This is a genomic window from Mesorhizobium sp. M2E.F.Ca.ET.219.01.1.1 (assembly GCF_004016445.2).
GTDB lineage: Bacteria > Pseudomonadota > Alphaproteobacteria > Rhizobiales > Rhizobiaceae > Mesorhizobium.
Genome location: NZ_SADT02000003.1, coordinates 346,987 through 370,958, shown reverse-complemented (window position 1 = coordinate 370,958; position 23,972 = coordinate 346,987). Strand labels below are relative to the sequence as shown.

28 protein-coding genes and 1 other RNA gene are annotated in these 23,972 nt (G+C 63.8%); 15 read left to right on the top strand and 14 right to left on the bottom strand.

Translation table 11 applies throughout. The annotated features are described in order from the left end of the window. The first annotated feature begins 85 nt into the window (after positions 1–85). The 4 genes from pyc (at position 86) to EN862_RS19065 (ending at position 4,720) form a co-directional block, all read left to right on the top strand. Complete coding sequence (gene pyc, locus EN862_RS19080; RefSeq protein ID WP_127865541.1) at positions 86–3,544, top strand: pyruvate carboxylase; 3,459 nt, start codon at positions 86–88, stop codon at positions 3,542–3,544. 145 nt (positions 3,545–3,689) lie between these two features. Next, on the top strand, positions 3,690–3,950 hold the full coding sequence (locus EN862_RS19075; RefSeq protein ID WP_040991643.1) for a DUF2312 domain-containing protein: 261 nt from the start codon (positions 3,690–3,692) through the stop codon (positions 3,948–3,950). A gap of 22 nt (positions 3,951–3,972) precedes the next feature. Next, positions 3,973–4,413, top strand: a complete 441-nt coding sequence (locus EN862_RS19070) for a hypothetical protein (protein ID WP_127865542.1) — start codon at positions 3,973–3,975, stop codon at positions 4,411–4,413. A gap of 10 nt (positions 4,414–4,423) precedes the next feature. Next, positions 4,424–4,720, top strand: a complete 297-nt coding sequence (locus EN862_RS19065; protein ID WP_127865543.1) for a hypothetical protein — start codon at positions 4,424–4,426, stop codon at positions 4,718–4,720. 117 nt (positions 4,721–4,837) lie between these two features. On the opposite strand, the gene msrB is transcribed toward EN862_RS19065, so the two are convergent. The 4 genes from msrB to EN862_RS19045 form a co-directional block, all read right to left on the bottom strand. After that, positions 4,838–5,242 carry a peptide-methionine (R)-S-oxide reductase MsrB gene (msrB, locus tag EN862_RS19060; protein WP_127865544.1) on the bottom strand — a complete coding sequence of 135 codons (405 nt, stop codon included), beginning with the start codon at positions 5,240–5,242 and terminating at the stop codon, positions 4,838–4,840. 93 nt (positions 5,243–5,335) lie between these two features. Further along, positions 5,336–6,526: a VWA domain-containing protein gene (locus tag EN862_RS19055; RefSeq protein WP_127865545.1), complete on the bottom strand. Its 1,191-nt coding sequence runs from the start codon at positions 6,524–6,526 to the stop codon at positions 5,336–5,338. Between the two features lie 7 nt (positions 6,527–6,533). Beyond that, on the bottom strand, positions 6,534–6,980 hold the full coding sequence (locus EN862_RS19050; RefSeq protein ID WP_127865546.1) for a GNAT family N-acetyltransferase: 447 nt from the start codon (positions 6,978–6,980) through the stop codon (positions 6,534–6,536). Positions 6,981–7,069: 89 nt separating this feature from the next. Next, entirely contained in the window at positions 7,070–7,906 is an 837-nt protein-coding gene (locus tag EN862_RS19045) for a MoxR family ATPase (RefSeq protein WP_127865547.1), read from the bottom strand. 164 nt (positions 7,907–8,070) lie between these two features. On the opposite strand from EN862_RS19045, the gene ssrS reads away from it, so the two are divergent. From ssrS to EN862_RS19020, 5 genes are all read left to right on the top strand, one after another. After that, positions 8,071–8,226: non-coding RNA, 6S RNA (gene ssrS / locus EN862_RS19040), on the top strand. An 82-nt stretch (positions 8,227–8,308) separates the two neighbouring features. Continuing rightward, on the top strand, positions 8,309–8,893 hold the full coding sequence (locus tag EN862_RS19035; protein ID WP_127865548.1) for a 5-formyltetrahydrofolate cyclo-ligase: 585 nt from the start codon (positions 8,309–8,311) through the stop codon (positions 8,891–8,893). A gap of 81 nt (positions 8,894–8,974) precedes the next feature. Beyond that, entirely contained in the window at positions 8,975–9,493 is a 519-nt protein-coding gene (locus tag EN862_RS19030; RefSeq protein ID WP_127865549.1) for a DUF3592 domain-containing protein, read from the top strand. Between the two features lie 50 nt (positions 9,494–9,543). Next, the gene (locus EN862_RS19025; protein ID WP_127865550.1) at positions 9,544–10,368 is read left to right on the top strand and encodes a YmdB family metallophosphoesterase; all 825 of its coding nucleotides are present in this window, start codon (positions 9,544–9,546) and stop codon (positions 10,366–10,368) included. 70 nt (positions 10,369–10,438) lie between these two features. After that, positions 10,439–11,203, top strand: coding sequence for a TerC family protein (locus EN862_RS19020; protein ID WP_127865551.1), 765 nt, complete (start codon positions 10,439–10,441; stop codon positions 11,201–11,203). Positions 11,204–11,222: 19 nt separating this feature from the next. Here EN862_RS19020 and EN862_RS19015 read toward each other — a convergent pair whose 3' ends face one another. From EN862_RS19015 to EN862_RS19005, 3 genes are read right to left on the bottom strand one after another with little or no spacing between them, the layout of a single operon-like run. Further along, positions 11,223–11,690: an SRPBCC family protein gene (locus tag EN862_RS19015; protein ID WP_127865552.1), complete on the bottom strand. Its 468-nt coding sequence runs from the start codon at positions 11,688–11,690 to the stop codon at positions 11,223–11,225. Between the two features lie 21 nt (positions 11,691–11,711). Continuing rightward, complete coding sequence (locus EN862_RS19010) at positions 11,712–12,152, bottom strand: VOC family protein (RefSeq protein ID WP_281035857.1); 441 nt, start codon at positions 12,150–12,152, stop codon at positions 11,712–11,714. After that, positions 12,149–12,631, bottom strand: coding sequence for an SRPBCC domain-containing protein (locus EN862_RS19005; RefSeq protein ID WP_127865554.1), 483 nt, complete (start codon positions 12,629–12,631; stop codon positions 12,149–12,151). The genes EN862_RS19010 and EN862_RS19005 overlap by 4 nt, the downstream gene beginning before the upstream one ends. A gap of 51 nt (positions 12,632–12,682) precedes the next feature. Here EN862_RS19005 and EN862_RS19000 point away from each other — a divergent pair, with 51 nt between their 5' ends. The 3 genes from EN862_RS19000 (at position 12,683) to EN862_RS18990 (ending at position 14,301) form a co-directional block, all read left to right on the top strand. Beyond that, entirely contained in the window at positions 12,683–13,006 is a 324-nt protein-coding gene (locus tag EN862_RS19000; protein WP_127865555.1) for a helix-turn-helix domain-containing protein, read from the top strand. Between the two features lie 215 nt (positions 13,007–13,221). Then, a complete protein-coding gene (locus tag EN862_RS18995) occupies positions 13,222–13,971 on the top strand; it encodes a YebC/PmpR family DNA-binding transcriptional regulator (protein WP_127865556.1) in 750 nt (249 codons plus the stop codon). 18 nt (positions 13,972–13,989) lie between these two features. Next, positions 13,990–14,301 carry a SelT/SelW/SelH family protein gene (locus EN862_RS18990; protein WP_127865557.1) on the top strand — a complete coding sequence of 104 codons (312 nt, stop codon included), beginning with the start codon at positions 13,990–13,992 and terminating at the stop codon, positions 14,299–14,301. A 98-nt stretch (positions 14,302–14,399) separates the two neighbouring features. Here the strand turns inward: EN862_RS18990 and EN862_RS18985 are convergent, their stop codons facing one another. After that, a complete protein-coding gene (locus tag EN862_RS18985) occupies positions 14,400–14,876 on the bottom strand; it encodes a DUF1772 domain-containing protein (RefSeq protein ID WP_127865558.1) in 477 nt (158 codons plus the stop codon). Between the two features lie 121 nt (positions 14,877–14,997). On the opposite strand from EN862_RS18985, the gene EN862_RS18980 reads away from it, so the two are divergent. Further along, complete coding sequence (locus EN862_RS18980) at positions 14,998–15,639, top strand: TetR/AcrR family transcriptional regulator (protein WP_127865559.1); 642 nt, start codon at positions 14,998–15,000, stop codon at positions 15,637–15,639. A gap of 379 nt (positions 15,640–16,018) precedes the next feature. Here the strand turns inward: EN862_RS18980 and rpmE are convergent, their stop codons facing one another. Then, entirely contained in the window at positions 16,019–16,240 is a 222-nt protein-coding gene (rpmE, locus tag EN862_RS18975) for a 50S ribosomal protein L31 (protein WP_095816661.1), read from the bottom strand. 206 nt (positions 16,241–16,446) lie between these two features. On the opposite strand from rpmE, the gene EN862_RS18970 reads away from it, so the two are divergent. After that, entirely contained in the window at positions 16,447–18,249 is a 1,803-nt protein-coding gene (locus EN862_RS18970) for an ABC transporter transmembrane domain-containing protein (RefSeq protein WP_127865560.1), read from the top strand. 36 nt (positions 18,250–18,285) lie between these two features. On the opposite strand, the gene EN862_RS18965 is transcribed toward EN862_RS18970, so the two are convergent. Further along, entirely contained in the window at positions 18,286–19,770 is a 1,485-nt protein-coding gene (locus EN862_RS18965) for a carboxypeptidase M32 (protein ID WP_127865561.1), read from the bottom strand. Positions 19,771–19,917: 147 nt separating this feature from the next. On the opposite strand from EN862_RS18965, the gene EN862_RS18960 reads away from it, so the two are divergent. Next, a complete protein-coding gene (locus EN862_RS18960; RefSeq protein ID WP_127865562.1) occupies positions 19,918–20,271 on the top strand; it encodes a DUF1304 domain-containing protein in 354 nt (117 codons plus the stop codon). 80 nt (positions 20,272–20,351) lie between these two features. Here the strand turns inward: EN862_RS18960 and EN862_RS18955 are convergent, their stop codons facing one another. The 4 genes from EN862_RS18955 to EN862_RS18940 form a co-directional block, all read right to left on the bottom strand. Next, positions 20,352–20,777 (bottom strand): hypothetical protein, encoded by a 426-nt coding sequence (locus tag EN862_RS18955; protein ID WP_127865563.1) that lies wholly within the window; start codon positions 20,775–20,777, stop codon positions 20,352–20,354. Between the two features lie 250 nt (positions 20,778–21,027). Beyond that, positions 21,028–22,056, bottom strand: coding sequence for a peptidoglycan -binding protein (locus tag EN862_RS18950; protein WP_127865564.1), 1,029 nt, complete (start codon positions 22,054–22,056; stop codon positions 21,028–21,030). Position 22,057: 1 nt separating this feature from the next. Then, entirely contained in the window at positions 22,058–23,077 is a 1,020-nt protein-coding gene (locus tag EN862_RS18945; RefSeq protein ID WP_127865565.1) for a MotA/TolQ/ExbB proton channel family protein, read from the bottom strand. 160 nt (positions 23,078–23,237) lie between these two features. Further along, complete coding sequence (locus tag EN862_RS18940; RefSeq protein WP_127865566.1) at positions 23,238–23,930, bottom strand: hemolysin III family protein; 693 nt, start codon at positions 23,928–23,930, stop codon at positions 23,238–23,240. Between the last annotated feature and the right edge of the window lie 42 nt (positions 23,931–23,972).

Genomic DNA, 23,972 nt, shown 5'->3' with positions numbered 1-23,972 from the left:
GCTGTCGCGCAAATTTGTTTGCGCTGCAGCATTTTCACGCTAATCATTCGCCATTCACCTCCTTTACGCTGCTGGAGCCCTGTCCTTGGCAATCACGAAGATCCTCGTCGCCAACCGGTCCGAAATCGCCATCCGCGTGTTCCGCGCGGCCAATGAGCTCGGTCTCAAAACCGTGGCGATCTGGGCGGAGGAGGACAAATATTCGCTGCACCGCTTCAAGGCCGACGAGAGCTACCAGGTCGGGCGCGGGCCGCATCTTGCCAAGGACATGGGCCCGATCGAGAGCTACCTGTCGATCGAGGAGGTGATCCGGGTCGCCAGGCTGTCGGGCGCCGACGCCATCCATCCTGGCTACGGCCTGCTGTCGGAAAGCCCGGAATTCGCCGAGGCCTGTGCGGCGGCCGGCATCACCTTCATCGGGCCGAAGCCGGAAACGATGCGCCGGCTGGGCAACAAGGTCGCCGCGCGCAACCTCGCGATCGAGGTCGGCGTGCCGGTCGTGCCGGCAACCGATCCGCTGCCGGACGACATGGACGAGGTCAAGAAGCTCGCCGCTCAGATCGGCTATCCGGTGATGCTGAAGGCCTCATGGGGCGGCGGCGGCCGCGGCATGCGCGCCATCCGCGCCGAGGCCGATCTCGCGCGCGAGGTGATGGAAGGCAAGCGCGAGGCCAAGGCCGCCTTCGGCAAGGACGAGGTCTATCTCGAAAAGCTGATCGAGCGGGCTCGCCATGTCGAGGTCCAGGTGCTGGGCGACACCCACGGCAATGCGGTGCATCTGTTCGAGCGCGACTGCTCGATCCAGCGCCGCAACCAGAAGGTCGTGGAACGCGCGCCGGCGCCTTATTTGAGCGAAGAGCTGCGCCAAGAGCTCTGCGGCTATGCGCTCAAGATCGCGCGCGAGACCAGCTATATCGGCGCCGGCACGGTCGAATTCCTGCAGGATGCCGACACCGGCAAGTTCTACTTCATCGAGGTCAATCCCCGCATCCAGGTCGAGCACACCGTCACCGAGCAGGTGACCGGCATCGACATCGTCAAGGCGCAGATCCACATCCTCGACGACTTTGCCATCGGCACCAAGCAATCCGGCGTGCCGGCGCAGAAGGATATTCGGCTCAACGGCCACGCGCTGCAGTGCCGCATCACCACCGAGGATCCGGAGCACAATTTCATCCCGGATTACGGCCGCATCACCGCCTATCGCGAGGCGGCCGGCTTCGGCATCCGGCTCGACGGCGGCACCGCCTATTCGGGCGCGGTCATCACCCGCTTCTACGATCCGCTGCTGGAAAAGGTGACGGCCTGGGCGCCGACGCCGGGCGAAGCGATCTCGCGCATGAACCGGGCGCTGCGCGAGTTCCGCATCCGGGGTGTGGCCACCAACCTCACCTTCCTTGAAGCGATTATCAACCACCCGCGCTTCGCCGACAATTCCTACACGACCAAGTTCATCGACACGACGCCGGAACTGTTCGAGCAGGTGAAGCGGCAGGACCGTGCCACCAAGCTGCTCACCTATCTGGCCGATGTCAGCGTCAACGGCCATCCCGAAACGCGCGGCCGGCCGGTGCCGAAGGCCAATGCGGCCGCGCCGGTGGTGCCCTATCTCAACGGCCATATCCCGGACGGCAGCAAGCAGAGGCTCGATGCGCTCGGCCCGGAGAAATTCGCGGCCTGGATGCGGGAGCAGCGCCAGGTGCTGGTCACCGACACGACGATGCGCGACGGCCACCAGTCGCTGCTCGCCACGCGCATGCGCACCTATGACATCGTCGGCATCGCCGGGACCTACGCGCGCGCCCTGCCGCAGCTCTTGTCGCTGGAATGCTGGGGCGGCGCGACCTTCGACGTCGCCATGCGCTTCCTTACCGAGGATCCGTGGGAGAGGCTGAGCAAGGTGCGCGAGGCGGCGCCAAACCTTCTGCTGCAGATGCTTTTGCGCGGGGCCAACGGCGTCGGCTACACCAACTATCCCGACAATGTCGTGCAGCATTTCGTCAAGCAGGCAGCGAGCGGCGGCGTCGACCTGTTCCGCGTCTTCGACTGCCTGAACTGGGTCGAGAACATGCGCGTCGCCATGGACGCGGTCGGGGCCGAAGGCAAGCTGGTCGAAGCGGCGATATGCTACACCGGCGACATCCTCGATCCGGCGCGCGCCAAATACGACCTCAAATATTATGTCGGGCTGGCCAAGGAGTTGGAAGCGGCCGGCGCGCATATCATCGCCGTCAAGGACATGGCCGGGCTGCTGAAGCCCGCCGCGGCCCGCGTCCTGTTCAAGGCGCTGCGCGAAGCGACCGACCTGCCGATCCATTTCCACACGCATGACACGTCGGGCCTCTCGGCGGCGACGGTGCTGGCGGCGGTGGAGAGCGGCGCGGACGCCATCGACGCGGCAATGGATTCCTTCTCCGGCAACACCTCGCAGCCCTGCCTCGGCTCCATCGTCGAGGCGCTGAAGGGCACTGAGCGCGATCCCGGCCTCGACCCGCAGTGGATCCGCCACATCTCCTTCTACTGGGAGGCGGTGCGCAACCAGTACGCCGCCTTCGAGAGCGATCTGAAGGGACCGGCCTCGGAAGTCTATCTGCACGAGATGCCGGGCGGCCAGTTCACCAACCTCAAGGAACAGGCCCGCTCGCTTGGCCTCGAGACGCGCTGGCACGAGGTCGCGCAGGCCTATCACGACGTCAACCTGATGTTCGGCGACATCGTCAAGGTGACGCCGTCGTCCAAGGTGGTCGGCGACATGGCGCTGATGATGGTGAGCCAGGACCTCACCGTCGCGGATGTCGAGAACCCGGCCAAGGACATCGCCTTCCCGGATTCGGTCGTGTCGATGCTGCGCGGCGATCTGGGCCAGTCGCCAGGCGGCTGGCCGGCGGCGCTGCAGAAGAAGGCGCTGAAGGGCGAGAAGCCGATCACAGTTAGGCCCGGCTCGCTGTTGAAGCCCGCCGACCTCAAGGCAAGCCGCAAGGACATCGAGACGAAACTCGAGCGCAAGCTCTCGGAGTATGAGTTCGCTTCCTGGCTGATGTATCCGAAGGTGTTCACCGATTTCGCCGCCGCGCAGGAGACCTACGGACCGGTGAGCGTGCTGCCGACTCCGACCTATTTCTACGGCATGAAGTCGGAAGACGAGATCTTCCTCGACATCGAGAAGGGCAAGACCCTGGTCGTTCGCTGCCAGGCTTTCGGCGACGTCGACGACAAGGGCATGGTCACCGTGTTCTTCGAGCTCAACGGCCAGCCGCGCCGCATCAAGGTGCCGGACCGGGCGCATGGCGCTTCCGCCGCCAAGGCGCGCCGCAAGGCCGAGCCCGGCAATGAGGGGCATGTGGGCGCGCCGATGCCGGGCGTGGTGTCGGCGCTTGCCGTCGCGCCTGGACAGGCGGTCAAGGCGGGCGATGTGCTCTTGTCGATCGAAGCGATGAAGATGGAAACCGCGCTGCACGCCGAACGCGACGGCGAGATCGCCGAGGTGCTGGTCAAGGCCGGCGACCAGATCGACGCGAAGGATCTCTTGATCGCATTTAAATGACGATCGGCTCGCGATCCCTGATGGGTGGCTGACAGCAGCCGTCCACAGGCACTCGACAAGTGTCTTGACCCGCAGCGTCCGCTCGGGCATCGAACCCGCTCCAATTTGCCGCCAGAGTCGCGGCACTTAAGACGCGGAGAGAAAAATGGCCGACGAAATCACCGAGACCAGCCAGACTGTAGCCGCCGGCCAGCTGCGCACCATCATCGAGCGCATCGAGCGGCTCGAGGAAGAGAAGAAGACGATCTCCGACGACATCAAGGATGTCTATGCCGAAGCCAAGGGCACCGGCTTCGACACCAAGGCGATCCGCACCATCGTGCGGCTGCGCAAGAAGGACCAGGCGGAGCGCCAGGAAGAGGAGTCCATCCTCGATCTCTACAAGGCCGCTCTCGGCATGGTCTGAGCCGCGTGGCCGGAGGCCGGCCATGAACGAGTTCGACTTCGGCGGCCGCCGCGCCTCGGAGTTCCGCCATCGCGGTTTCTGGGCGCTGTTCGCCGAACGGCATCCGGAAGAAAGGCCAAGGATGGCGCGGCGCGGACCGTGGTTCTGGCAGCGCGGGTTGCCGGATTTCGCCTTGGTCCTTTCGATGTATGTCGCGCCGGCGCAGAACCATGTCGGCGTGTTCTTCGGCCGCAATGAAAAGTTCGGCGCAACGGACTCATGGTCTCGCCTGAAGCCGTTCCAGCCGGCGATCGAGGCGAGGCTGAAGCTCAAGCCGGAGCAGAGCGCGCAAGGTCTCGGCATCAATTCACTTTGGCATGTGAACTGCTATGCCGAGGACAACTGGCCGGCCATGACCGACTGGCTGGTGAGGGAATGCTCACGCTTCGAAGAAGCGGTGACCGAAGTGCTGGGGCGGAGATAGGTCGCCGGGGATGACGGACTTTTTCCGTGCCCGCTGGAGAGGCGAAGCGCCGCTCGACCGGCTGTTCTGGCGCGACATGCTGCTGGTCGGCACGGCAATCAACATCGCCTCGTCGGCGCTAGCGCTCGTGCTGCTCGGGCTGAAGCTGCCGCTCTGGCTGGTGCTGACGGTGCATTTCCTCCCCGTTCCCTTCAACATCTTCCTGACGGTCGCCGTCTGGCGGACGGCGGAGAAGGCCGGCGGCTTCAAGGCGCAGCTGATGATGCTGGGTTCCGCGCTCTGGTTGATCGCGACGGCTGTCGGTTGAGAGGCTTTTCTATTGAGCAATTCCCGACGGAAAACCGCCTCACACTTTTCTTGGAATTGCTCGACATGAAAAAGGGCGGCCGAAGCCGCCCTTTGCGAAGTCATGATCCGAGACAGGTCAGGCCGACGGCTCGAAGCGCAACGCCACGCCGTTGATGCAATAGCGCAGGCCGGTCGGGGGCGGGCCGTCCTCGAAGACATGGCCAAGATGGCTGCCGCAGCGCGAGCAATGGCATTCGGTGCGGACCATGCCGTAGCTGCGGTCGACGGTGGTCTCGATCGAGCCCGGCACCGGATCGTTGAAGCTCGGCCAGCCGGTGCCGCTCTCGAACTTGAGCTTGGATTCGAACAGCGGCTGGTCGCAGCCGACGCAATGGAAGGTGCCGGCGCGCTTCTCATAGAGCAGGGCGCAGCTGCCGGGGCGCTCGGTGCCGTGGTTGCGCATGACGGCATATTGCTCCGGCGTCAGCCGGGCGCGCCACTCGGCATCGGTGCGGGTGACGGGATAGGCGTGGGTGTCCATGAAATCTCCTCGGCCTTGGCGGCTCGTTGTTGCTTGCAACGGGTATTCGCCGAAACATAGGCCTTTGTTACAAGCGCTGCCAGCGAAAGCGAGCTAATGCTTGCGCGACAACTGCCTTGTCGCTGCCTCCAGCCCGGCCAATGTCAGCGGGAACATGCGACCACCGAAGATCTCGCCGATCATGGCGATCGAATGCGTGTAGCGCCAGTTCTTCTCGGCTTCCGGATTGAGCCAAATCGCATTCGGCCATTGCTGCAAGAGCCGCGTGAGCCACACGCTGCCGGCCTCCGGATTCCAATGCTCGACCGAGCCACCCGGATGCGCAATCTCGTAAGGGCTCATCGAGGCGTCGCCGACGACGATCACCTTATAGTCCGGCCCGTATTTGTGGATGAGGTCGAAGGTCGGGATCGTCTCGGCCAGTCGGCGGCGATTGTCCTTCCAGACGCGCTCGTAGAGGCAGTTGTGGAAGTAGAAATATTCGAGCTGGCGGAACTCGGCGCGCGCGGCGGAAAACAATTCCTCGACGCCGCGGATGTGGTCGTCCATCGAGCCGCCGACATCGAAAAACATCAGGAGCTTCACGGCGTTGCGCCGCTCGGGCCTGGTCTTGACGTCGAGATAGCCGTGCTCGGCGGTGGCGTGGATGGTGCCGGGCAGGTCGAACTCCTCCTCGGCGCCCTCGCGCACCCAGCGGCGCAACCGCTTCAGCGCCACCTTGATGTTGCGGGTGCCGAGCTCGACGGTATCGTCGAAATTCCTGAATTCGCGCTTGTCCCAAACCTTCACCGCGCGGCGATGCCGGCTCTCGTGCTGGCCGATGCGCACGCCTTCGGGGTTGTAACCATAGGCGCCGAAGGGCGAGGTGCCGCCGGTGCCGATCCATTTCGAGCCGCCCTGGTGGCGGCCTTTCTGTTCATCGAGCCGCTGCTTCAAGGTTTCCATCAGCTTGTCGAAGCCGCCCAAAGCCTCGACCAGTTTTTTCTCCTCGTCGGTCAGGTGCTTTTCGGCCAAACGGCGCAGCCATTCCTCCGGGATGTTGGCGACATCGACGGCGTCGGGACCGCCAAGCGCCTCGACGCCCTTGAAGACATGCGCAAACACCTGGTCGAAACGGTCGATATGGCGCTCGTCCTTCACCAGGGCCGAGCGGGCCAGATAGTAGAAAGCCTCGACGTCATAGTCGACGAGCCCGGCTTCCAGCCCCTCCAGCAGCGACAGATATTCCCTGAGCGAAACGGGAACCCGCGCGGCCTTCAGTTCGAGGAAGAAGGGGATGAACATCAGTCCCTTATAGCAAATCGTACTCGATGAAGCCTGTCCGCCGCGCCACATGGTCGTAAAGCCGGCGCGCGGTGGCGTTGGTCTCGTGCGTCATCCAGTAGACGTTCTTGACGCCGATCTTGCCGGCCTCGTCCTGCACAGCCTTGATCAGCGCCGCGCCAACGCCTTTGCCGCGCACGTCCGGGTCGGCGAACAGGTCCTGCAAATAGCAGTTGTTGACCAGCGACCAGCCGGAGCGGTGGTAGAGGTAGTGGGTGAGGCCGACCGCCTTGCCGTCGAGCGTTGCGATGAAACCCTTCGGCTCGAACTCGCCATCCGTGAACAGGCGCTTCCAGGTGATCGCGTAGACCTCTTCCGGGAGCTTCGTCTCGTAGAAGGTCAGATAGTCGGTCCATAGCCGCCGCCAGTCGGGGTGGTCGGACTGCACCAGCGGACGGATTTTGATTTCGGACATTTTCTCCTCCAACATTTTGGGCCGAAGCTCCGGCAGCAGCTGTTCCCCGGCAACGGTCCACAGAAGGGGAAAGCGCTATTGCTGGCGGCTTATTGCCGCCTGGCCATGAAGGCCAGCCGCTCGAACAGGTGCACGTCCTGCTCGTTCTTCAACAGCGCGCCGTGCAGCTTCGGCAGCATGTTCTTAGGGTCGGCGCGCAGGTCTTCGGGCGCGATATCGTCGGCGACCAGCAGGCGGATCCAGTCGAGAGCCTCGGAGGTCGAGGGCTTCTTTTTCAGCCCCGGCACCTCGCGGATCTCGTAGAACTGGGTGAGCGCCGCCCGCACCAGATTCTGCTTGATGCCGGGGTAATGCACCTCGACGATGCGGTGCAGCGTGTCGATGTCGGGGAAGCGGATATAGTGGAAGAAGCAGCGGCGCAGGAAGGCGTCCGGCAGTTCCTTCTCGTTGTTCGAGGTGATGATGACGATCGGCCGGAATTCAGCGCGGATCGTTTCGCCGGTCTCGTAGACGAAGAACTCCATCCGGTCGAGCTCCTGCAGGAGGTCGTTGGGGAACTCGATGTCGGCCTTGTCGATCTCGTCGATCAAAAGCACGACCTTCTTTTGCGCCGCGAAGGCGTCCCACAGCTTGCCGCGCTTGATGTAGTTGGCGATGTCGTTGAAGCGCTCGTCGCCGAGCTGGCTGTCGCGCAGCCGCGAGACGGCGTCATATTCGTAGAGGCCCTGCTGCGCCTTGGTGGTCGACTTGACGTTCCACTCGATGAAGTCCAGCCCGAGCGCCGACGCCACCTGGCGGGCGAGCTCGGTCTTGCCGGTGCCGGGCTCGCCCTTGACCAGCAAGGGCCGCTCCAGCGCGATCGCGGCGTTGACCGCGACCATCAGATCCTTGTCGGCGACATAAGCCGCTGTGCCTTCGAAACGCATTTCTTCTCCTGGCTATTTTGCGGCGACCGTAAGGAGCCATGCGCATGCGCGCAAGCTTCGAAGCCAAAGTGGTCCGCCTTGGCGATAGCCGACCAAGCAAATAACGCTCAAACGCCCATCCGTTTCTCTGGCGCTCGGCCACCCACCGGCCTATATTCGCCCTCGGCGGTCTGCGCTTCCCGGCAGGAGAAACTTATCCCCGGGGCCTTATCGATCCTTAGGGAGCTGTCCCTGGGAAGACCCGTGGGTTTTCTCACACGGCGCCCACCTACTTTGTAGGCACCCGGGATCGACCTCTCCACCGGTTGTGTGGATCGTCGCTCTCCCGATTTTGGGAGACATGCGCTAGAAAACGTCGTTCCTGTAACGCCGTCCAATCCCGGCCTTTTCTAGCGTCCGCACATGTCACCTTCCAAAGACCTGAAAAAACAGCTTCGCAAGGAAGCGCTGGCGCGCCGCGATGCGCTGGACGAATTCTGGCGCGTCGAAATCGCTCTCGAAATGGCCGAGACGGCGAAGGAGAAAATCGACTTCAAGCCCGGCCGGATCGTCTCCGGCTTCTGGCCGATGCGCTCGGAGGTCGATGTGCGGCCGCTGATGTTCGCGCTGCGCGAGAAGGGCGCCAGGCTTTGCCTGCCGGCGATCCTCGACAAGACCACGATCGTCTTCCGCGAGCTGGTGCGCGGCGCGCCGATGGTCGAGATGGGCTTCGGCACGGTAGGCCCGCATGAAGAGGCGGAAGTGCTCGACCCGACGCTGATGCTGGTGCCGCTCGCCGCCTTCGACGGCCGCGGCCACCGCATCGGCTACGGCGCCGGCTATTATGACCGGGCGATCGCCAGGTTGGCCGAAAAGGGCATCGCGCCAAGGTTGATCGGCATCGCCTTCGATTGCCAGGAAGTCGAGCGGGTGCCGGAAGAGAACCATGACGTCATCATTCCGGAAATACTGACCGAAAGCGGGTTGCGCCGCTTCGATATCGCTTAAAATATCGCCATCCGCTTAACGCGTTTCAAAGAACCGTCGGGTGATATTCCTGCAATCTAGTCCGAGCCGACGGGGGTCGCGGTGTTTATCTTCGCACGTTACTTGCTGATGCCTTTCGCCCTGATCGCCGCGGTGCTGTTTGCGATGGGAGCCCACATCATCGGCACGAGCTTGCATCACCAAGCTGTTTGGCTACGCACCGTCGCCACCGTGACGGATGTCAGCCCCTACAGCGAAACGCGGGCGAACGGTCTCACCACGGACGGCATCAATGTCGCCGTGAGCTATGTCGCCAACGACGCGCCGATGACATGGTCCGGCAAGGGCAAGGACATCGGTCTCTACAAGGCGGCCAAGGGCGACAGGATAGAATTTTACTACGACCCCGCCGATCCATCGAGCCTCGACACCGCCGCCATGAAAGGCTGGCGCGGCGGGCTGCTCCTGCTTGCCGTCACCGGCGGGTTCGCCCTGTTCTATGTCTGGTTCTTCTGGTTGCGAGGACGCAAAACGCCGCCCATGGCGCCATCGACCGTTCGCGTTGGCGGCGCTGGCGCGGGGCCAGCCGATCAGCAACGCAGCCCTTTCGGCCGGCGTTAAGGACCTCGGTGCCGCTTGCCTAGCGTCCACAGCTCTGGATAGAAGTGGCTATGAGACTCCTCTTCCTAGGCGACATGGTTGGCAAAACAGGGCGCACGGCGGTCTGGGAACAGCTGCCGGGGCTGATTTCCGACTTCAGGCTCGATTTCGTCATCGTCAATGGCGAGAACGCCGCCGGCGGCTTCGGCATCACCGAAGAAATCTTTCGCGAGACGCTCGCGGCGGGCGCGGATGTCGTCACTACGGGCAACCATGTCTGGGACCAGCGCGACGCGCTGATCTTCGCGCCGCGCGAGGAGCGCTTCCTGCGGCCCTCCAATTTTCCCAAGGGCACGCCGGGGCGCGGCTCTGGCGTCTATATCGCCCGCAATGGCGCGAGGGTGCTGGTCGCCAACATCATGGGGCGCGTCTTCATGCACCCCGAGCTCGACGACCCGTTCCAGGCCGGCGAGCGCGAACTCGCCGCCTGTCCGCTCGGCGAGCAGGCCGATGCGGCGATCGTCGATTTCCATGCCGAGGCGACGTCGGAGAAGATGTGCTTCGCGCATTTCGTCGACGGCCGCGCCAGCCTGGTGGTCGGCACGCATACGCATCAGCCGACCGCCGACCATCAGATCCTCAATGGCGGCACCGCCTATATCTCGGATGCCGGCATGTGCGGCGACTATGATTCGTCGCTCGGCATGGACAAGGAAGAGCCGCTTAACCGGTTTCTTTCCAAGGTGCCGAAAGGCCGCTTCGAGGCGGCGACTGGACCGGCGACATTGTGCGGCGTCGGCGTCGATATTTCCGACCGCACCGGACTTACCGAAAAAATCGCGCCGTTTCGTCGCGGGCCGCGGCTCGAAGAAACGGCGCCGTCTTTCTGGTCCTGACATTGATATAGGCGAGGTCAGTGCCTAACTGGCGACGAAACTGCTCTAGATCGTAGAGGGGACGACCTCCATGCAGCTTGTCGAATTCCTGGCGCCGCACTTTGCTTTTGTTTCGGACCCTACCGCCTGGGTTGCGCTTTTGACACTTGTGGTGCTCGAGATCGTGCTCGGCATCGACAATCTGATCTTCATCTCGATCCTGACCAACAAGCTGCCGGAAGCGCAGCGCGCCCGCGCGCGCCGGCTGGGCATCTCGGCGGCGCTGGTCATGCGCCTCATCCTGCTCGCCACGATCTCGATCATCGTGCAATTGACGACGCCGGTGTTCGCCGCCTTCGGCCACGGCTTTTCCTGGCGCGACCTGATCCTGATCGCCGGCGGCCTGTTCCTAGTCTGGAAGGCGACCAAGGAAATCCATCACACGGTCGACCCGGAGGATCATCAGGACACGATGGTGGGTACGCTTCAGCTGAGCCTTGCCGGCGCCATCTTCCAGATCCTGCTGCTCGACCTCGTCTTCTCGATCGATTCCATTATCACCGCCGTCGGCATGACCGATGAGATCGCCATCATGTATGTCGCCGTGATCGTGGCGGTGAGCGTGATGATGCTGGCGGCGACGCCGCTCGCCAATTTCATCGCCAGGAATCCCTCCATCGTCATGCTGGCGCTGGGCTTCCTGCTGATGATCGGCATGACGCTGATCGCCGACGGCATGGGCTATCACGTGCCCAAGGGCTACATCTACGCGGCCATGGGCTTTTCGGCGTTGGTCGAAGGCCTCAACATGCTGGCACGCAATCGCAAGAAGCAGGGGTCGGGCGGCGGGCACTAAGGCCGCAGAGCGGCGGCCTCTATCCGGCCGAAATGCCCTTCGGGTGACGGTCGCCGACCAGGCCTAGCGTCAGGCCCTGTTCCAGCCACGCCTTGGCGCCGGCCAGCACCAGCGAGAAGCCGCCGGTCGAATCGACCGCCTGCTTGACCTGCTCGTCGCCCGAGCCGACGAAGCCGAAGTTGCGGACTTCGAGGAAGGTCGCATCGCCAGTCATATCAGTGAAGGTCCAGACGACGGTGGTCGGCGGGTCGTTCCACCGCATGACGATCTTTTCGCGGGGGACGATCTCGCTGACCTCGACCCTGGTCGAGACGCCATACACGCGCCACTCCCACTCGACCGGCTTGCCTTCATCCAGTCGGCCGCTGGAGTGCGTGAACCAGAATTTCGTGGTGACCGCCGGATCGACGATCGCCTCGAAGACTTCGGCCACCGGCCGGCGGATCAGCATGGCGGTTTCGGCAGTTGGAGCTTGCTTGAGTTCCACGGTTCTCCTCCACGGATTGTTTCACGGCAGATTAATCTGCCAGGAGACACCGAAGCGGTCGTTGAACCAGGCGAAGCGGCGGCTGAAGCCGTAATTGCCGGTCGGCATCAGGAAGCCGCCGTCTTTGGACAGAACGCCGACGATGCGCTCCAGTTCCTGCTCTGACGAACAGTCGACGAAGAAGGAGAAGGACGGGGTGAAGGTGAAGGCGTGGTGCACTGGGCTGTTGTAGATCCTGACCTCGACGCCGCCGATCAGAGCGCGTGCCAGCTTGAGCGATCCTTCCGCTCCGTCCTCGCCCGAGCCGTAGCGCGTGATGTCGAGAACCTCGCTATCGGGAATGGTCCCGCAATAGAGGGCCATGGCCTCCTCGGCCTTTCCCTCGAACATCAGGAATGGCGTTGCTTTCGTCGTCGGGCGACCTCCTCCTGCCGAATATCGGGACTCGAATGTCGGGCTCAGATGTTGGTTTCGTTGGCCGGCTCGCCGCGCAGCTCGCTGCGATAGTAGCCGTCGCGCAAATTGATGCCGTATTCGAGATAGGCCTTCATGCAGGCCAGCATCTGCGACCAGCCTTCGCAATTGAGGTAGGATTTCTTCAGGCCGACCTCGCCCTCGTGCCAGCCCTGCTCGGCGATGGTGACGAAGGTGCCGCCGTCCTCCAGCGGCTCGAAATTCATCTCGATGCGGGTCTTGTAGGCCGGCTTGCCCTCGGCGTCGGTCGCGTCCCAGCGCAGCACGATACGCTTGTCCTTCGTCACTTCGTCGACCTCGACCGGCACTGCCTTCCACCAGGTGACGGTGGTGCCCGCCACAAGCGGAGCCGAAGCGCCGCCGATGGTGGTGAAGTAGCCACTGAGCTTCGTCGGATTGACCACCGCGTCGAAGACTTCGGCGACCGGCTTGCCGATGCGCCCAGAAATCCTGAATCCAAGGGACATATCCACAGCTCCTTCCTTGCCGCTCTAAACGATATGTTATAGAAATATAACATGTCAAGTCAAACCACGGACGATCATGTTTTCAAGGCCTTGGCGCATCCGCGCCGGCGCGAATTGCTGGATCGCCTGAAGGATCAGCCGCAGACCACGGGCGCGCTCTGCGAGGCTTTCCCGGACATGGACCGCTGTACGGTGATGATGCATCTGAAGGTGCTCGAGGAGGCGGGCCTGGTGGTGGCCAAGCGCGAGGGACGCGAGCGCTGGAACCACCTCAACGCGCTGCCGATCAGGCAGATCCACGACCGCTGGATCAACCAGTATGCCGGCCACGCGATCAGCATTCTCGACAAGCTGAGGTCCGACCTCGAGGGGTGAGTTGTGCCGCGAGGCCGGCGCCCCGAGCCAGCCATAACGCCGCGTCTGGACGAATTGAGCCGATTTATCTATAAGCCGGCCATTCCGACAGAGAGCGCCGTGTGCCTTCGCAGGCATGCCTGGAGCGTTCTGAAAATTTGAATTCGAGCATTTGCGGATGGCGAGGTGATCTCATTTCGCTCCGCAATGCTCTAGCCGAACACGACAGGGGTGCCATGGCTGGCCATTCGCAATTTAAGAACATCATGCACCGCAAGGGCCGCCAGGACGCGGTGCGGTCGAAAATGTTTTCCAAGCTGGCGCGCGAAATCACCGTCGCCGCCAAGACCGGCACGCCCGACCCGGCGATGAATCCGCGCCTGCGCCTTGCGGTGCAGAACGCCAAGGCCGTGTCGATGCCGAAGGACAACATCCAGCGCGCCATCAACAAGGCTTCCGCCGGCGACGGCGAGAACTACGAGGCTGTGCGTTACGAGGGCTATGGCCCGGGCGGCGTGGCGCTGATCGTCGAGGCGCTGACCGACAACCGCAACCGCTCGGCCTCCAATGTGCGCGCCGCCTTCACCAAGGCCGGCGGGGCGCTCGGCGAAACCGGCTCGGTGTCCTTCATGTGGAACCGCGTCGGCGAAATCTACTACCCGGCTTCCGTCGGTGACGCCGACAAGGTGATGGAAGCCGCGATCGAGGCCGGCGCCGACGATGTCGAGTCCGATGAGGAAGGCCACACCATCTATTGCAGCTTCGAAAATCTAGGCGAAGTGTCGAAGTCCCTCGAAGCTGCGCTTGGCGAGGCTGAATCTGTCAAGCCGATCTGGCAGCCGCAGAACAATGTCCCGGTCGACGAAGAGCGGGCGCAGTCGCTGATGAAGCTGGTCGCGACCCTCGAGGACGATGACGACGTGCAGAGCGTCTACGCCAATTTCGAGGTCGACGACGAAACGATGGCCAAGCTCAGCGCGGCCTGACCCGCCTCGCGGTCCGATATGAGCGAGAAGCCGCTGCCCATCATCCGCATCACCTACTGCACGCAGTGCCAGTGGCTGCTGCGTGCCGGCTGGATGGCGCAGGAGCTGCTTTCGACCTTTGGCACCGAGCTCGGTGAAGTCACGCTGGTGCCGGGCACCGGCGGCATTTTTACGATCTCCTGCAACGAGGTGCTTGTGTGGGATCGTAAACGTGACGGCGGCTTCCCGGATGCGGCGAAGCTGAAGCAGCTGGTCCGCGACGTCATCGATCCGGAGCGAGATCTGGGGCACTCCGACCGCAAAGGTCATAAATCGAAAGACCCCGCCTAAGCTGCACCGATATTCAGGTGAGGCCGGCCTGCAAATGGAGGCTTCTGCGCTTCCGTCTCGGCCTGACCTGAATCTCGGCACAGCTTGCCAAGCGTGCTTCAGATCAGTGCCATGATTAAGCAGGCCATTGCCACGATGGCGGTAATGGTGCGGACGTGGTTCCACATCACCCATTGGCTCAGATGGTTCGCCCACACCGCGGCGCCGTTGGCGCTCTGCGGATCGACGGCGGCTAAAGCGTCGTTAAGCGGAACGTTGAAAACCATGGTCACGAGCGGATTGCCGACGAAATAGATCACGGCGCCGGCAAGCAGCCAGTACGAGCCGGACTGGCTCCAGCCGAAGAAAACGGCGGCAATCAACACCAGGCAGATGAGGCCGGTGCCGAACAGCGCCGTCATGAAGGTCGGCGTGATCACCGTGACGTTGATCGAATTCATCGCCGCGATGCCGCTTGGGACAGGCAGCCGGGCAAGTGCTGCCATGACGAAATTGGAAAAAGCGAAAAACACGCCCCCGACCACGCCGGAGCCGATCGCGGCGATGAAGGTGAGGGTGGGAAGAAGTTTCATCATCTCAGTTGCTCCAGATGCCGGGTTTCGTCAAAACATGAGTAATCCTCACATTTGCAAAACGTGATAAACCCTCGTATTTTGCGAGTCAAGCCGGTTTTCGAAAATGCGTCCGGAGAGAGCCATGGATGAAAAAGTCACCGCCAAGCCGGGCCAGGCCGCTATCGCTTTGCCGCGCCGGTCGCCGAGCCAGCAGCGCAGTCGCGAACGGGTCGAGCGGATGCTTGCCGCCGCCTCGGCGCTGATTGCCGAGCAGGGCAGCGATGCCATGCGCATGGGTGAGGTGGCGGAGCGCGCTGGGGTTTCGATCGGCTCGCTCTACCAGTTCTTTCCGGACAAGCGGGCGATCGTCTGGGCGCTGGCCGAGCGCTACACGGCGGAAAGCCAGGCCTGTATTTCGGCGGCGCTGAAGGACGTCGGTGATGCCGAAGGCTTCAAAAGCGCGTTTTCAGAGCTGGTCGACATCTATTACCAGCTGTTCCTGGCCGAGCCGGTGATACGCGACGTCTGGTCGGGCACGCAGGCGGACAAGGCGCTGCGCGAGCTGGAGCTCGGCGACAGCCGCGCCAATGCGGAATTTTTGGTCGCGGTGCTGAAGCGGCTGAGGCCGGATGCCGATCCGGTCGAGCTGGAGACGACGGCCTTCCTCGTCTGGCAGATGGGCGAGGCGGCCGTGCGGCTGGCAATCTCGGTCGATCGCGAAGAGGGCGACAGGCTGGTTGAGGCCTACAAGCGCATGGCGCTGAGGGAATTGGTGGGCGGGTAGGGGCGATTTCCGCAGCATCGCAAGGCTTGGGTTCCTCGCCCCCGCCAAGGCGGGGGAGAGGTGGCCGCGAAGCGGACGGAGAGGGGGCCTTCGTAGGGTACTCCCCTCTCCGTCTCGGCTTCGCCGAGCCACCTCTCCCCACTTCGTGGGGCGAGGAACCTTGAACTTTCAAGCGCTGGCGCTGCCCCTCATCCGCCCTTCGGGCACCGGCCCTTCGCTGTCGCTTCGGGCGTTCGTCGTTCGAAAAGCCAAGCAATTGGCTTTTCGTCCGCTGCGCGGACCACTCCTCACCCCCGTTGAACGGGGAGAAGGAAGAAACTTGGCAACGAAAAAACCCGCCTCGAAGGCGGGTTTTTCGAATCCTGCTGATGTATCCGGCTTAGAGGCCGAAACCCTCGAAGCGCTTCTTGAACTTCGACAGGCGGCCGCCGCGGTCGAGCAGGGTCTGCTGACCACCGGTCCAGGCCGGGTGCGTGGTCGGGTCGATGTCGAGGTTCATCGTGTCGCCTTCCTTTCCCCAGGTCGAACGGGTCAGGTACTCGGTGCCGTCGGTCATGACGACCTTGATGGTGTGGTAGTCGGGATGGATAGAGGCCTTCATTGTCTTATGTCCTGGCTTGCCGGCGCCGGTGACGGGCCAAAGGCCTGCGTCGATGCGCCCCTTTTTAAAACTCGAAGCCGCAGCTAATGAAAAGCCACGGCTTCTAAAACGGTCGGCGAGCCTATACATCAGCCGGAATTGAATCACAAGGCCGCGGCAAGCGCATATTGAAGCGCGGTATTGGCAAGCGGCCAGAGGAAATGCTCATGGCGGATATCGGTGCCAGTGGAGACCAGCGTAGGCGCTCGGTCCGGCCGCTGAGGAACCTTTTCCCCTATATCACGCGCTACCGGAAACTGGCGGTCGGCGCGATCCTGTCACTAATCGTGGCCGCGGTGACCACGCTTGCGTTGCCGATGGCCGTGCGGCGTATGATCGACCATGGTTTCCAGGCATCCGGTTCAACCTTCATCGCCGAATATTTTGCAGCGCTGGTGGCGATGGCGGCCTTGCTCGCGGCGGCCTCGGCCAGCCGCTACTATTTCGTCATCACGCTCGGCGAGCGGGTCGTGGCCGACATCCGCCGCGACGTTTTTTCCCATGTCACGACACTGTCGCCGGCATTCTTCGATCGCGCGCACTCGGGCGAGATCGTGTCGCGGCTCGCCGCCGACACGACGCAGGTGAAGTCGGCGGTCGGCGCCACCGCCTCGGTCGCGCTGCGCAACCTCATCCTCGGCCTCGGCGCTGTGGCGATGATGGTCGTCACCAGCCCGAAACTTTCCGCCCTGGTGATCGCGGCCATTCCGTTGATCGTGCTGCCGCTGGTCGCTTTCGGCCGCTCCGTGCGGCGCAAGTCTCGGCAGGCGCAGGATACGCTCGCCCAAGCCACCGCCTATGCCAGCGAGCAGATCGGCGCGGTGCGCACGCTGCAGGCCTTCACCAATGAGAAGCTGGTAACCAGCCGCTTCTCAAGCGCTGTCGACGCCGCCTTCGAGGCGGCGCGGGCCTCGGTATTCGCGCGCTCCTTCCTCACCTTCTTCGCCATCTTCATGATCTTTTCCTCGGTGGTGGCGGTGCTGTGGTTCGGCTCGCGTGACGTGCTGGCCGGCACGCTGTCGCCGGGCACGCTCAGCCAGTTCCTGCTCTATTCTGTGTTCGCCGCCGGCGCGCTCGGGGCGCTGTCGGAAGTGTGGAGCGAGCTGTCGCAGACGGCGGGCGCCGCCGAACGGCTGACGGAGATCCTGGCCGAGACGCCAACGATCCAACGGCCGGTCGATCCTCAGCCGCTGCCGGCCACGGCCAAGGGCGCGATCAGCTTCGACGACGTCTCCTTCTCCTATCCGGCGCGGCCGGACCGCGCCGCCGTGCATGGGCTGAGCTTCCAGGTGAAGCCCGGCGAGACGGTGGCGATCGTCGGGCCTTCGGGCGCCGGCAAAAGCACCGTCTTCTCGCTGATCCTGCGCTTCTACGATCCCGAGACCGGCCGCATCGTCATCGACGGGGTCGACCTGCGCGAGGCCGATCCGGCCGCCATCCGTGAGCGCATCGCGATCGTGCCGCAGGACGTCACCATCTTCGCGGCAAGCGTGCGCGACAATATCGGCTTCGGCCGGCAGGGCGCCGGCGAGGCCGAGATCGAGGCAGCGGCCAAGGCAGCGCTTGCCGATGAATTCATCGCCAGGCTCGACAAGGGCTATGACAGCCAGGTCGGCGAGCGCGGCGTGACGCTGTCGGGCGGCCAGCGCCAGCGCATCGCGATCGCCCGCGCCATCCTGCGCGACGCGCCGATCCTTTTGCTCGACGAAGCGACCTCGGCGCTCGACGCCGAGAGCGAGACGCTGGTGCAGACCGCACTCGAAAGGCTGATGCGCGGCCGCACCACCATCGTCATCGCGCACCGGCTGGCGACCGTGCTCAAGGCCGACCGCATCCTCGTCATGGAAGGCGGACGCATCGTCGAGGAAGGCACGCATCAGAGCCTGGTCGCCAAGGGCGGCATTTACGCGAGGCTCGCCAAGCTGCAGTTCGAGACGGGCGCCGGCGCCTTCAAGGGCGCGGCGGAGTAGCCCCGCCGCATCCTGTTGGTCTTTAACCGCTGCGCGTCAGTTCCCGTAGCGCTTGCGCAGATGCTCGGTGAAATAGGCTGCGTTCAGCTTCTCGCCGGTGGCGCGCTTGAGCAGCTCCGGTGTCGACCAGCGCGAGCCCTGCGACCAGATTTTTGCGCGACGCCACTCGTTGATGGCGCTGAAATCGCCCTTGGCGAGGTCCTCGTCAGCGGAGGGATGCTCCCTTGTCAGCGCCGCCCATTGCTGCGCCGCCATCATGGCGCCCAGCGTGTAGGAGGGGAAATAGCCGAAGGCAGCGCCCGGCCAATGCACGTCCTGCATCGGCCCGTCGGCCGGGTTGTCGATGGTCGACAGCCCGAGATAGTCGCGCATCTTGGCATCCCATGCCTCGGGCAGGTCGGCGACCTCCAGCCTGCCGGACACCAGTTCCTGCTCGAGCTCGTAGCGCAGAATGACGTGCAGCGGGTAGGTGACCTCGTCGGCATCGACACGGATCAGGCCGCGCTCGACATGGTGGACATGCGGCAGGATGGCGTCGAGCGACCAGGCTTCGCCGAGATGTCTTTCGACCACCGGCAGCGCCCAGCGCCAGAAGGCCGGGTTGCGGCCGATCTGCTTTTCGACGAACAGGCTCTGGCTCTCATGCACAGCCATGCCGCGCGCCTTGCCGAGCGGCCAGTGCGACCAGGCTTTGGGCAGGTTCTGCTCGTAGAGCGCATGGCCGGTCTCGTGCAGCACGCCCATCAGCGCCGACAGGAAATCGGTGGTCTTGTAGCGGGTGGTGATGCGCACGTCGGTCGGCACGCCGCCGCAGAAGGGATGGTGCGACACCGAGAGCGAGCCATGGGTGAGGTCGAAGCCGACCGCCGCCATCATGGCAAGGCCGAGCTCGCGCTGCTTGTCGATGGCGTAGCTGCCCGACAACGCCTTCAATGGGTGCTTCGCCAGCCGTGCATCCTGCACGGCCAGCGCATGCGGCAGGAAATCCTTCAGGAAGGCCTTCAGCTCGGCAAACACCGGCGTGATGTCGGCGGCGCGGTTGCCGGGATCATACTGCTCCATCAGCGCGTCATAGCGGGCGAGGCCGAGCGCATCGGCGCGTAGCGCCGCTTCCTCGCGCACCAGCGCCACGACGCCTTCCAGCGCCGGCAGGAAGCCCGCCCAGTCGTTCCTCGCGCGCAAGCTCCGCCAGAGCTGCTCGGAACGCATGCGCGCCACCGTCTGGCGCTCGACGAATTCGGCCGGCAGGCAGGTGAGGTTGGTGTATTGCCGGCGAAGTTCCCTCACGGCCGCCTGCTGCTCTTCGCTGAGCGGCTCGGCTTCAGCGGCGGCGATCCAATCTCCGATCTCCGGCGCGGTCGCCTGGCGATGCAGCATCCCGGCAAGCGAGGACATCGCCTCGGCGCGCTTCTCGCCGCCGCCGACGGCCATATGCGTTGCCTCATCGGCACCGAGGATGGCCAGCGCGTGTTCCAGCGCTTCGAGCTTGTGGCCGAGTTCGTCGAGTTTCTGGAAGGACATGGATGGATCCCAGCTTCAATTTGGCTGGCGCGAAAAGATACCAAGGCATCGCGCTTGGCAACCCTGCCCGGTTGGGATGGGATCAGCCATCTTGCCTTGTGACATGACTGCGTGATCAATGCCGGGAACAAATCGCTGGAGGGGACGATGATCGGCAATATACTGGTCGGGCTGGTGGCGCTGATCCATTGCTATATCGTCTATCTGGAGATGGTGCTTTGGGACACGCCGCGCGGCCGCAAGGCGTTCGGCCTGACACCGGAATTCGCCAGCGCTTCGAAGGTGCTTGCCGCCAATCAAGGGCTTTATAACGGCTTCCTCGCCGCCGGGCTGTTCTGGGGCCTCTATCTCGGCGGCGCCGGCTTCCAGGTGAAGATGTTCTTCCTGCTCTGCGTCGCGATAGCCGGCCTCTACGGCGCGGCGACCGTCGGCCGGAAGATCCTCTACATCCAGACGGTGCCGGCGGTGCTTGCCATCCTCGCTCTCTGGTTCGGCCTGTAATCGGACACCGATCGAAAAAGGACGCCCTCGGGGCCAGGTCCCGCGAGCGCCAGGTGGTCCCATTCGTTCCTCCGAAGACGTCAGCCGTTCGGATAGTTTCCGCCGTCCGAGCCGTCGCCCATCATGAAACCGCTGCCGGTGTCGTTCATCAGTCTCTGGTCGACATTGTCGAGGCGGCGCAGCAGCTCATGATATTGCGCGGCGGGGATGCGGCCGTGATCCGAAGCCGCGACATGCTCGGCGGCCTGGCTGATGCGCGCGGCGCGCATATGCAGTTGCCGCGCTTCCGCGGCCGAGATGTTGTTTGCTTCGCGGGCGTCCGTGATGCCCTGGTTCACACCCTGGATTTGCTCGATCAGGCTGGTCACGCGCGGGCCGGTGAAATCGGTTGGATCGCTCGCGTCGAGCGCCCCCTTGTGATGCCCGGCCGCGTGGGCGCCGGCGAGCGGGGCGGCGATCAGAGTCGCGGCGAGGGTTGCAGTCTTGAGTGATGTTGAAGCGCGCATGGCGGCGCATCCTCCTGCCACGGAAGGCAGCGGTCGTGCCGCCAGCGTTCCGACGTTCCAGGCCGTCCGGTTCCGTCGCGTCGCGATGGGAGGCATCGCCGGCGGTTCCCGGCCCTACGCGGCAAACTAGGTGCGTCGATTGCCGATGTGTAATTAAAAAAAGATAATCTTTTCAGGCCTTGCCGCCGGAACTTGGTGCTCTAAGTATTCAGCCGGCGAACAACTTCCCGTGACTTGGCGTGATGATAGTTCACCGTTCGGTGAGCTTCAGTTCAATGCGGCGGTTCTTGCTGCGCGCCTCGTCGGTATCGGCCGGGTCGAGCGGCTGGAACTCGCCGAAACCGGCGGCGACCAAGCGGTTGGCCGGCACGCCGTTCTCGATCAGGAACTTCACCACCGAGGTGGCGCGCGCGGTCGACAATTCCCAATTGTCGCGGTAGCGGCCGGTGCCCGACAGCGGCTTGTTGTCGGTATGGCCGTCGACGCGCAGCACCCAGCTGATCTCCGGCGGGATTTCCTTCTGCAATTCGATGATGGCGTCGGCGAGCTTCTTCATCTCGACCTTGCCGGCGTCGTTGATCTCGTCGGAACCGGTCGGGAACAGCACTTCCGACTGGAAGACGAAACGGTCGCCGACGATACGGATGTTCTCGCGATCGGCGAGGATCTCGCGCAACCGGCCAAAGAAGTCGGAACGGTAGCGGTTGAGTTCCTGGACGCGCTGCGCAAGTGCTACATTCAGGCGGCGGCCGAGATCAGCGATCTTGGTGTTGGAGTCGCGGTCGCGCTGCTCGGAAACGTTGAGCGCGTCTTCCAGCGCGCCGATCTGCTTGCGCAGTGCTGCGATCTGCTGGTTGAGGATCTCGACCTGGCTCAGCGCCTGCTGGCTGATCTGGCGCTGGTTGCTGAGCTCGCCGGAAAGCTGGTCGGCCCGCCTGTTGGCCGCATCGCCGGCGCCGGCGCCTTGGTCCAGCAATTGCTGCAGACGACTCTTTTCCGTTTCCGCCGCCGACAGCGAGGCCTGCAGGTTGGCGAGCGTATCTTCCTTGTCCTGGCTGTTCGAGCGCTCCAGCGCGAGCAGTTGGGTCAGCTCGTTGATCTGCGAATTGAGGCGGTTGAGCACGGTGTCCTTGCCGGAAATCTCCCGGCTGAGCAGGAACTGCGCCAGCACGAACACCGTCAGCAGGAACATGATCGCCAGAAGCAGCGTCGACAGCGCGTCGACGAAGCCCGGCCAGTAGTCGATGCGGCGGTCGGCGCGCCGTCTTGCCAGCGCCACGTCAGTGGACCCCTTGCTTCTTCAGCGCGTCGGCGATCTTTTCCAGCGTGTTGCGCATGGCTTTCTGCTCGTCGGACTGGGCCTCGACCCAGTCGCGCATGATCTGCTGCTCGGAGCGCATGTTCTTCACCAGGCCCGAGATGCCGTCGGCAAGATTGGCCATGGCAGTGGCGACGCGCGGATTGGAGCCGCCGCCATTCTCCTGCAGGCTCCGCAGCCGCTCAGACAGGAGTCGGATGTCCTCGGAGGATTCGGTCTTGGCCGTGTCCGAGACGACGATGTCCGACGACAGGTCGGTGACCGAGGACAGCCAGTTCTCAAGCTCGGTGTAGAAACGGGTCTGGGCGCGGCCGGCCTGCAGGTCGAGGAAGCCGAGCACCAGCGAGCCGGAAAGGCCGAACAGCGAGGACGAAAATGCGGTGCCCATGCCGGCGAGCGGCGCCGACAGGCCTTGCTTCAGCGCATCCAAGACAGCCGCGGCATCGCCGGTGCCGGGGTCCAGCGCCTCGATCGTCTCGCGGATCGAGGCGATGGTGTTGAGCAGGCCCCAGAAGGTGCCGAGCAGGCCGAGGAACACAAGCAGGCCGACCAGATAGCGCGAGGTGTCGCGGCTTTCGTCGAGGCGGGTGGCGATGGAATCGAGCATCGTGCGCATCGAGGAGGTCGAGAACGCCATCGAGGACGAACGGCCGATCATCGCCTTCATCGGCGCCAGCAGGACGGGCTCGGTGGTCTCGGAGCCGGCGCGGAAGGAATTAACCCAGCGCACCTCGCGAAACAGCCGCCCGACCTGCGTGAAGGCAAGCAGGATGCCGACCGCCAGCACGCCGACGATCAATCCGTTGAGGCCGGGATTGCTGGAGAAGGCGGTAGAGATCTGGCGGGTGAGGATGGCGGCGATGAAAGCGACGATGATCAGGAAGATCATCATGGTGAGCAGGAACACCTGCGGGCTCGACAGCTTGTGCGGATCGTAGATCAGGACGTCCGATCGCCTGCCGAAGGATCTTAGAAAAGCCATCCGTGCCCCGTTTCCGATGCCACCGCCGCAGAATTGCCGCGACTCTAAACGGAATTGTGACCAAATTGAATGGCGCTTTGCAATATCGCCTATGCCTGCCTGTTCTGGCGCAATTCCGAACGAAAACCGCTACACACTTTTCCTGGAATTGCTCCAGGGCTTAGAACCGGTTGACGACCAGGCAGTCGACCATGGCGGCGAGATGCAGGCCGGCGCCGGTGACGACGAAGCCGTGCCAGACCGCATTGTGGAAGCGCAGGCCCTTCCAGGCGAAGAAGATGACGCCGCAGGAATAAACGATGCCGCCGGCGACAAGCAGCGCGATCGAGGCGGTCGGCAGCGTCTCGACCAGCGGTCCGGCCAGCACGACGCCGCTCCAGCCGATGGCCAGGTAGAAGACGATGGCCAGCCGGTCGTAGCGGCCGGGCAGGAACATCTTGATGGCGATGCCTGCCAACGCGGCGCCCCACACGACGATGATCATGGGCACGGCGAGCGCCGATGTGTGAAGCTGGGCGAGGAAGGGCGTGTAGGTGGCGGCGATCAGCAGATAGATCGCGGCGTGATCGAAGCGGCGCAGGATCCATTTCGCCGGCCACGAGACCGGCCAAAGGTTGTAGGCCAGCGATACCGAGAGCACGGTGAGCAGCGACACGACATAGAAGACGGCGGCGACATATTCGCCCGGGCCGGAATGGAAAGCGGCCAGCGCCAGGAAGGCCGAACCGGCGGCGATCGCCAGCACGATGCCGACAGCGTGGACGATGCCATCGGCGATCATCTCGGCGCGCGAATAGTGCCAGCGCCCCACAAAGGGGATCTCAAGCCTCGTATCTGCGCGCGCGTCGTTCATGAATGATCCTGCAGACCCTAATCTGGGCGGTCGCGGACCAGT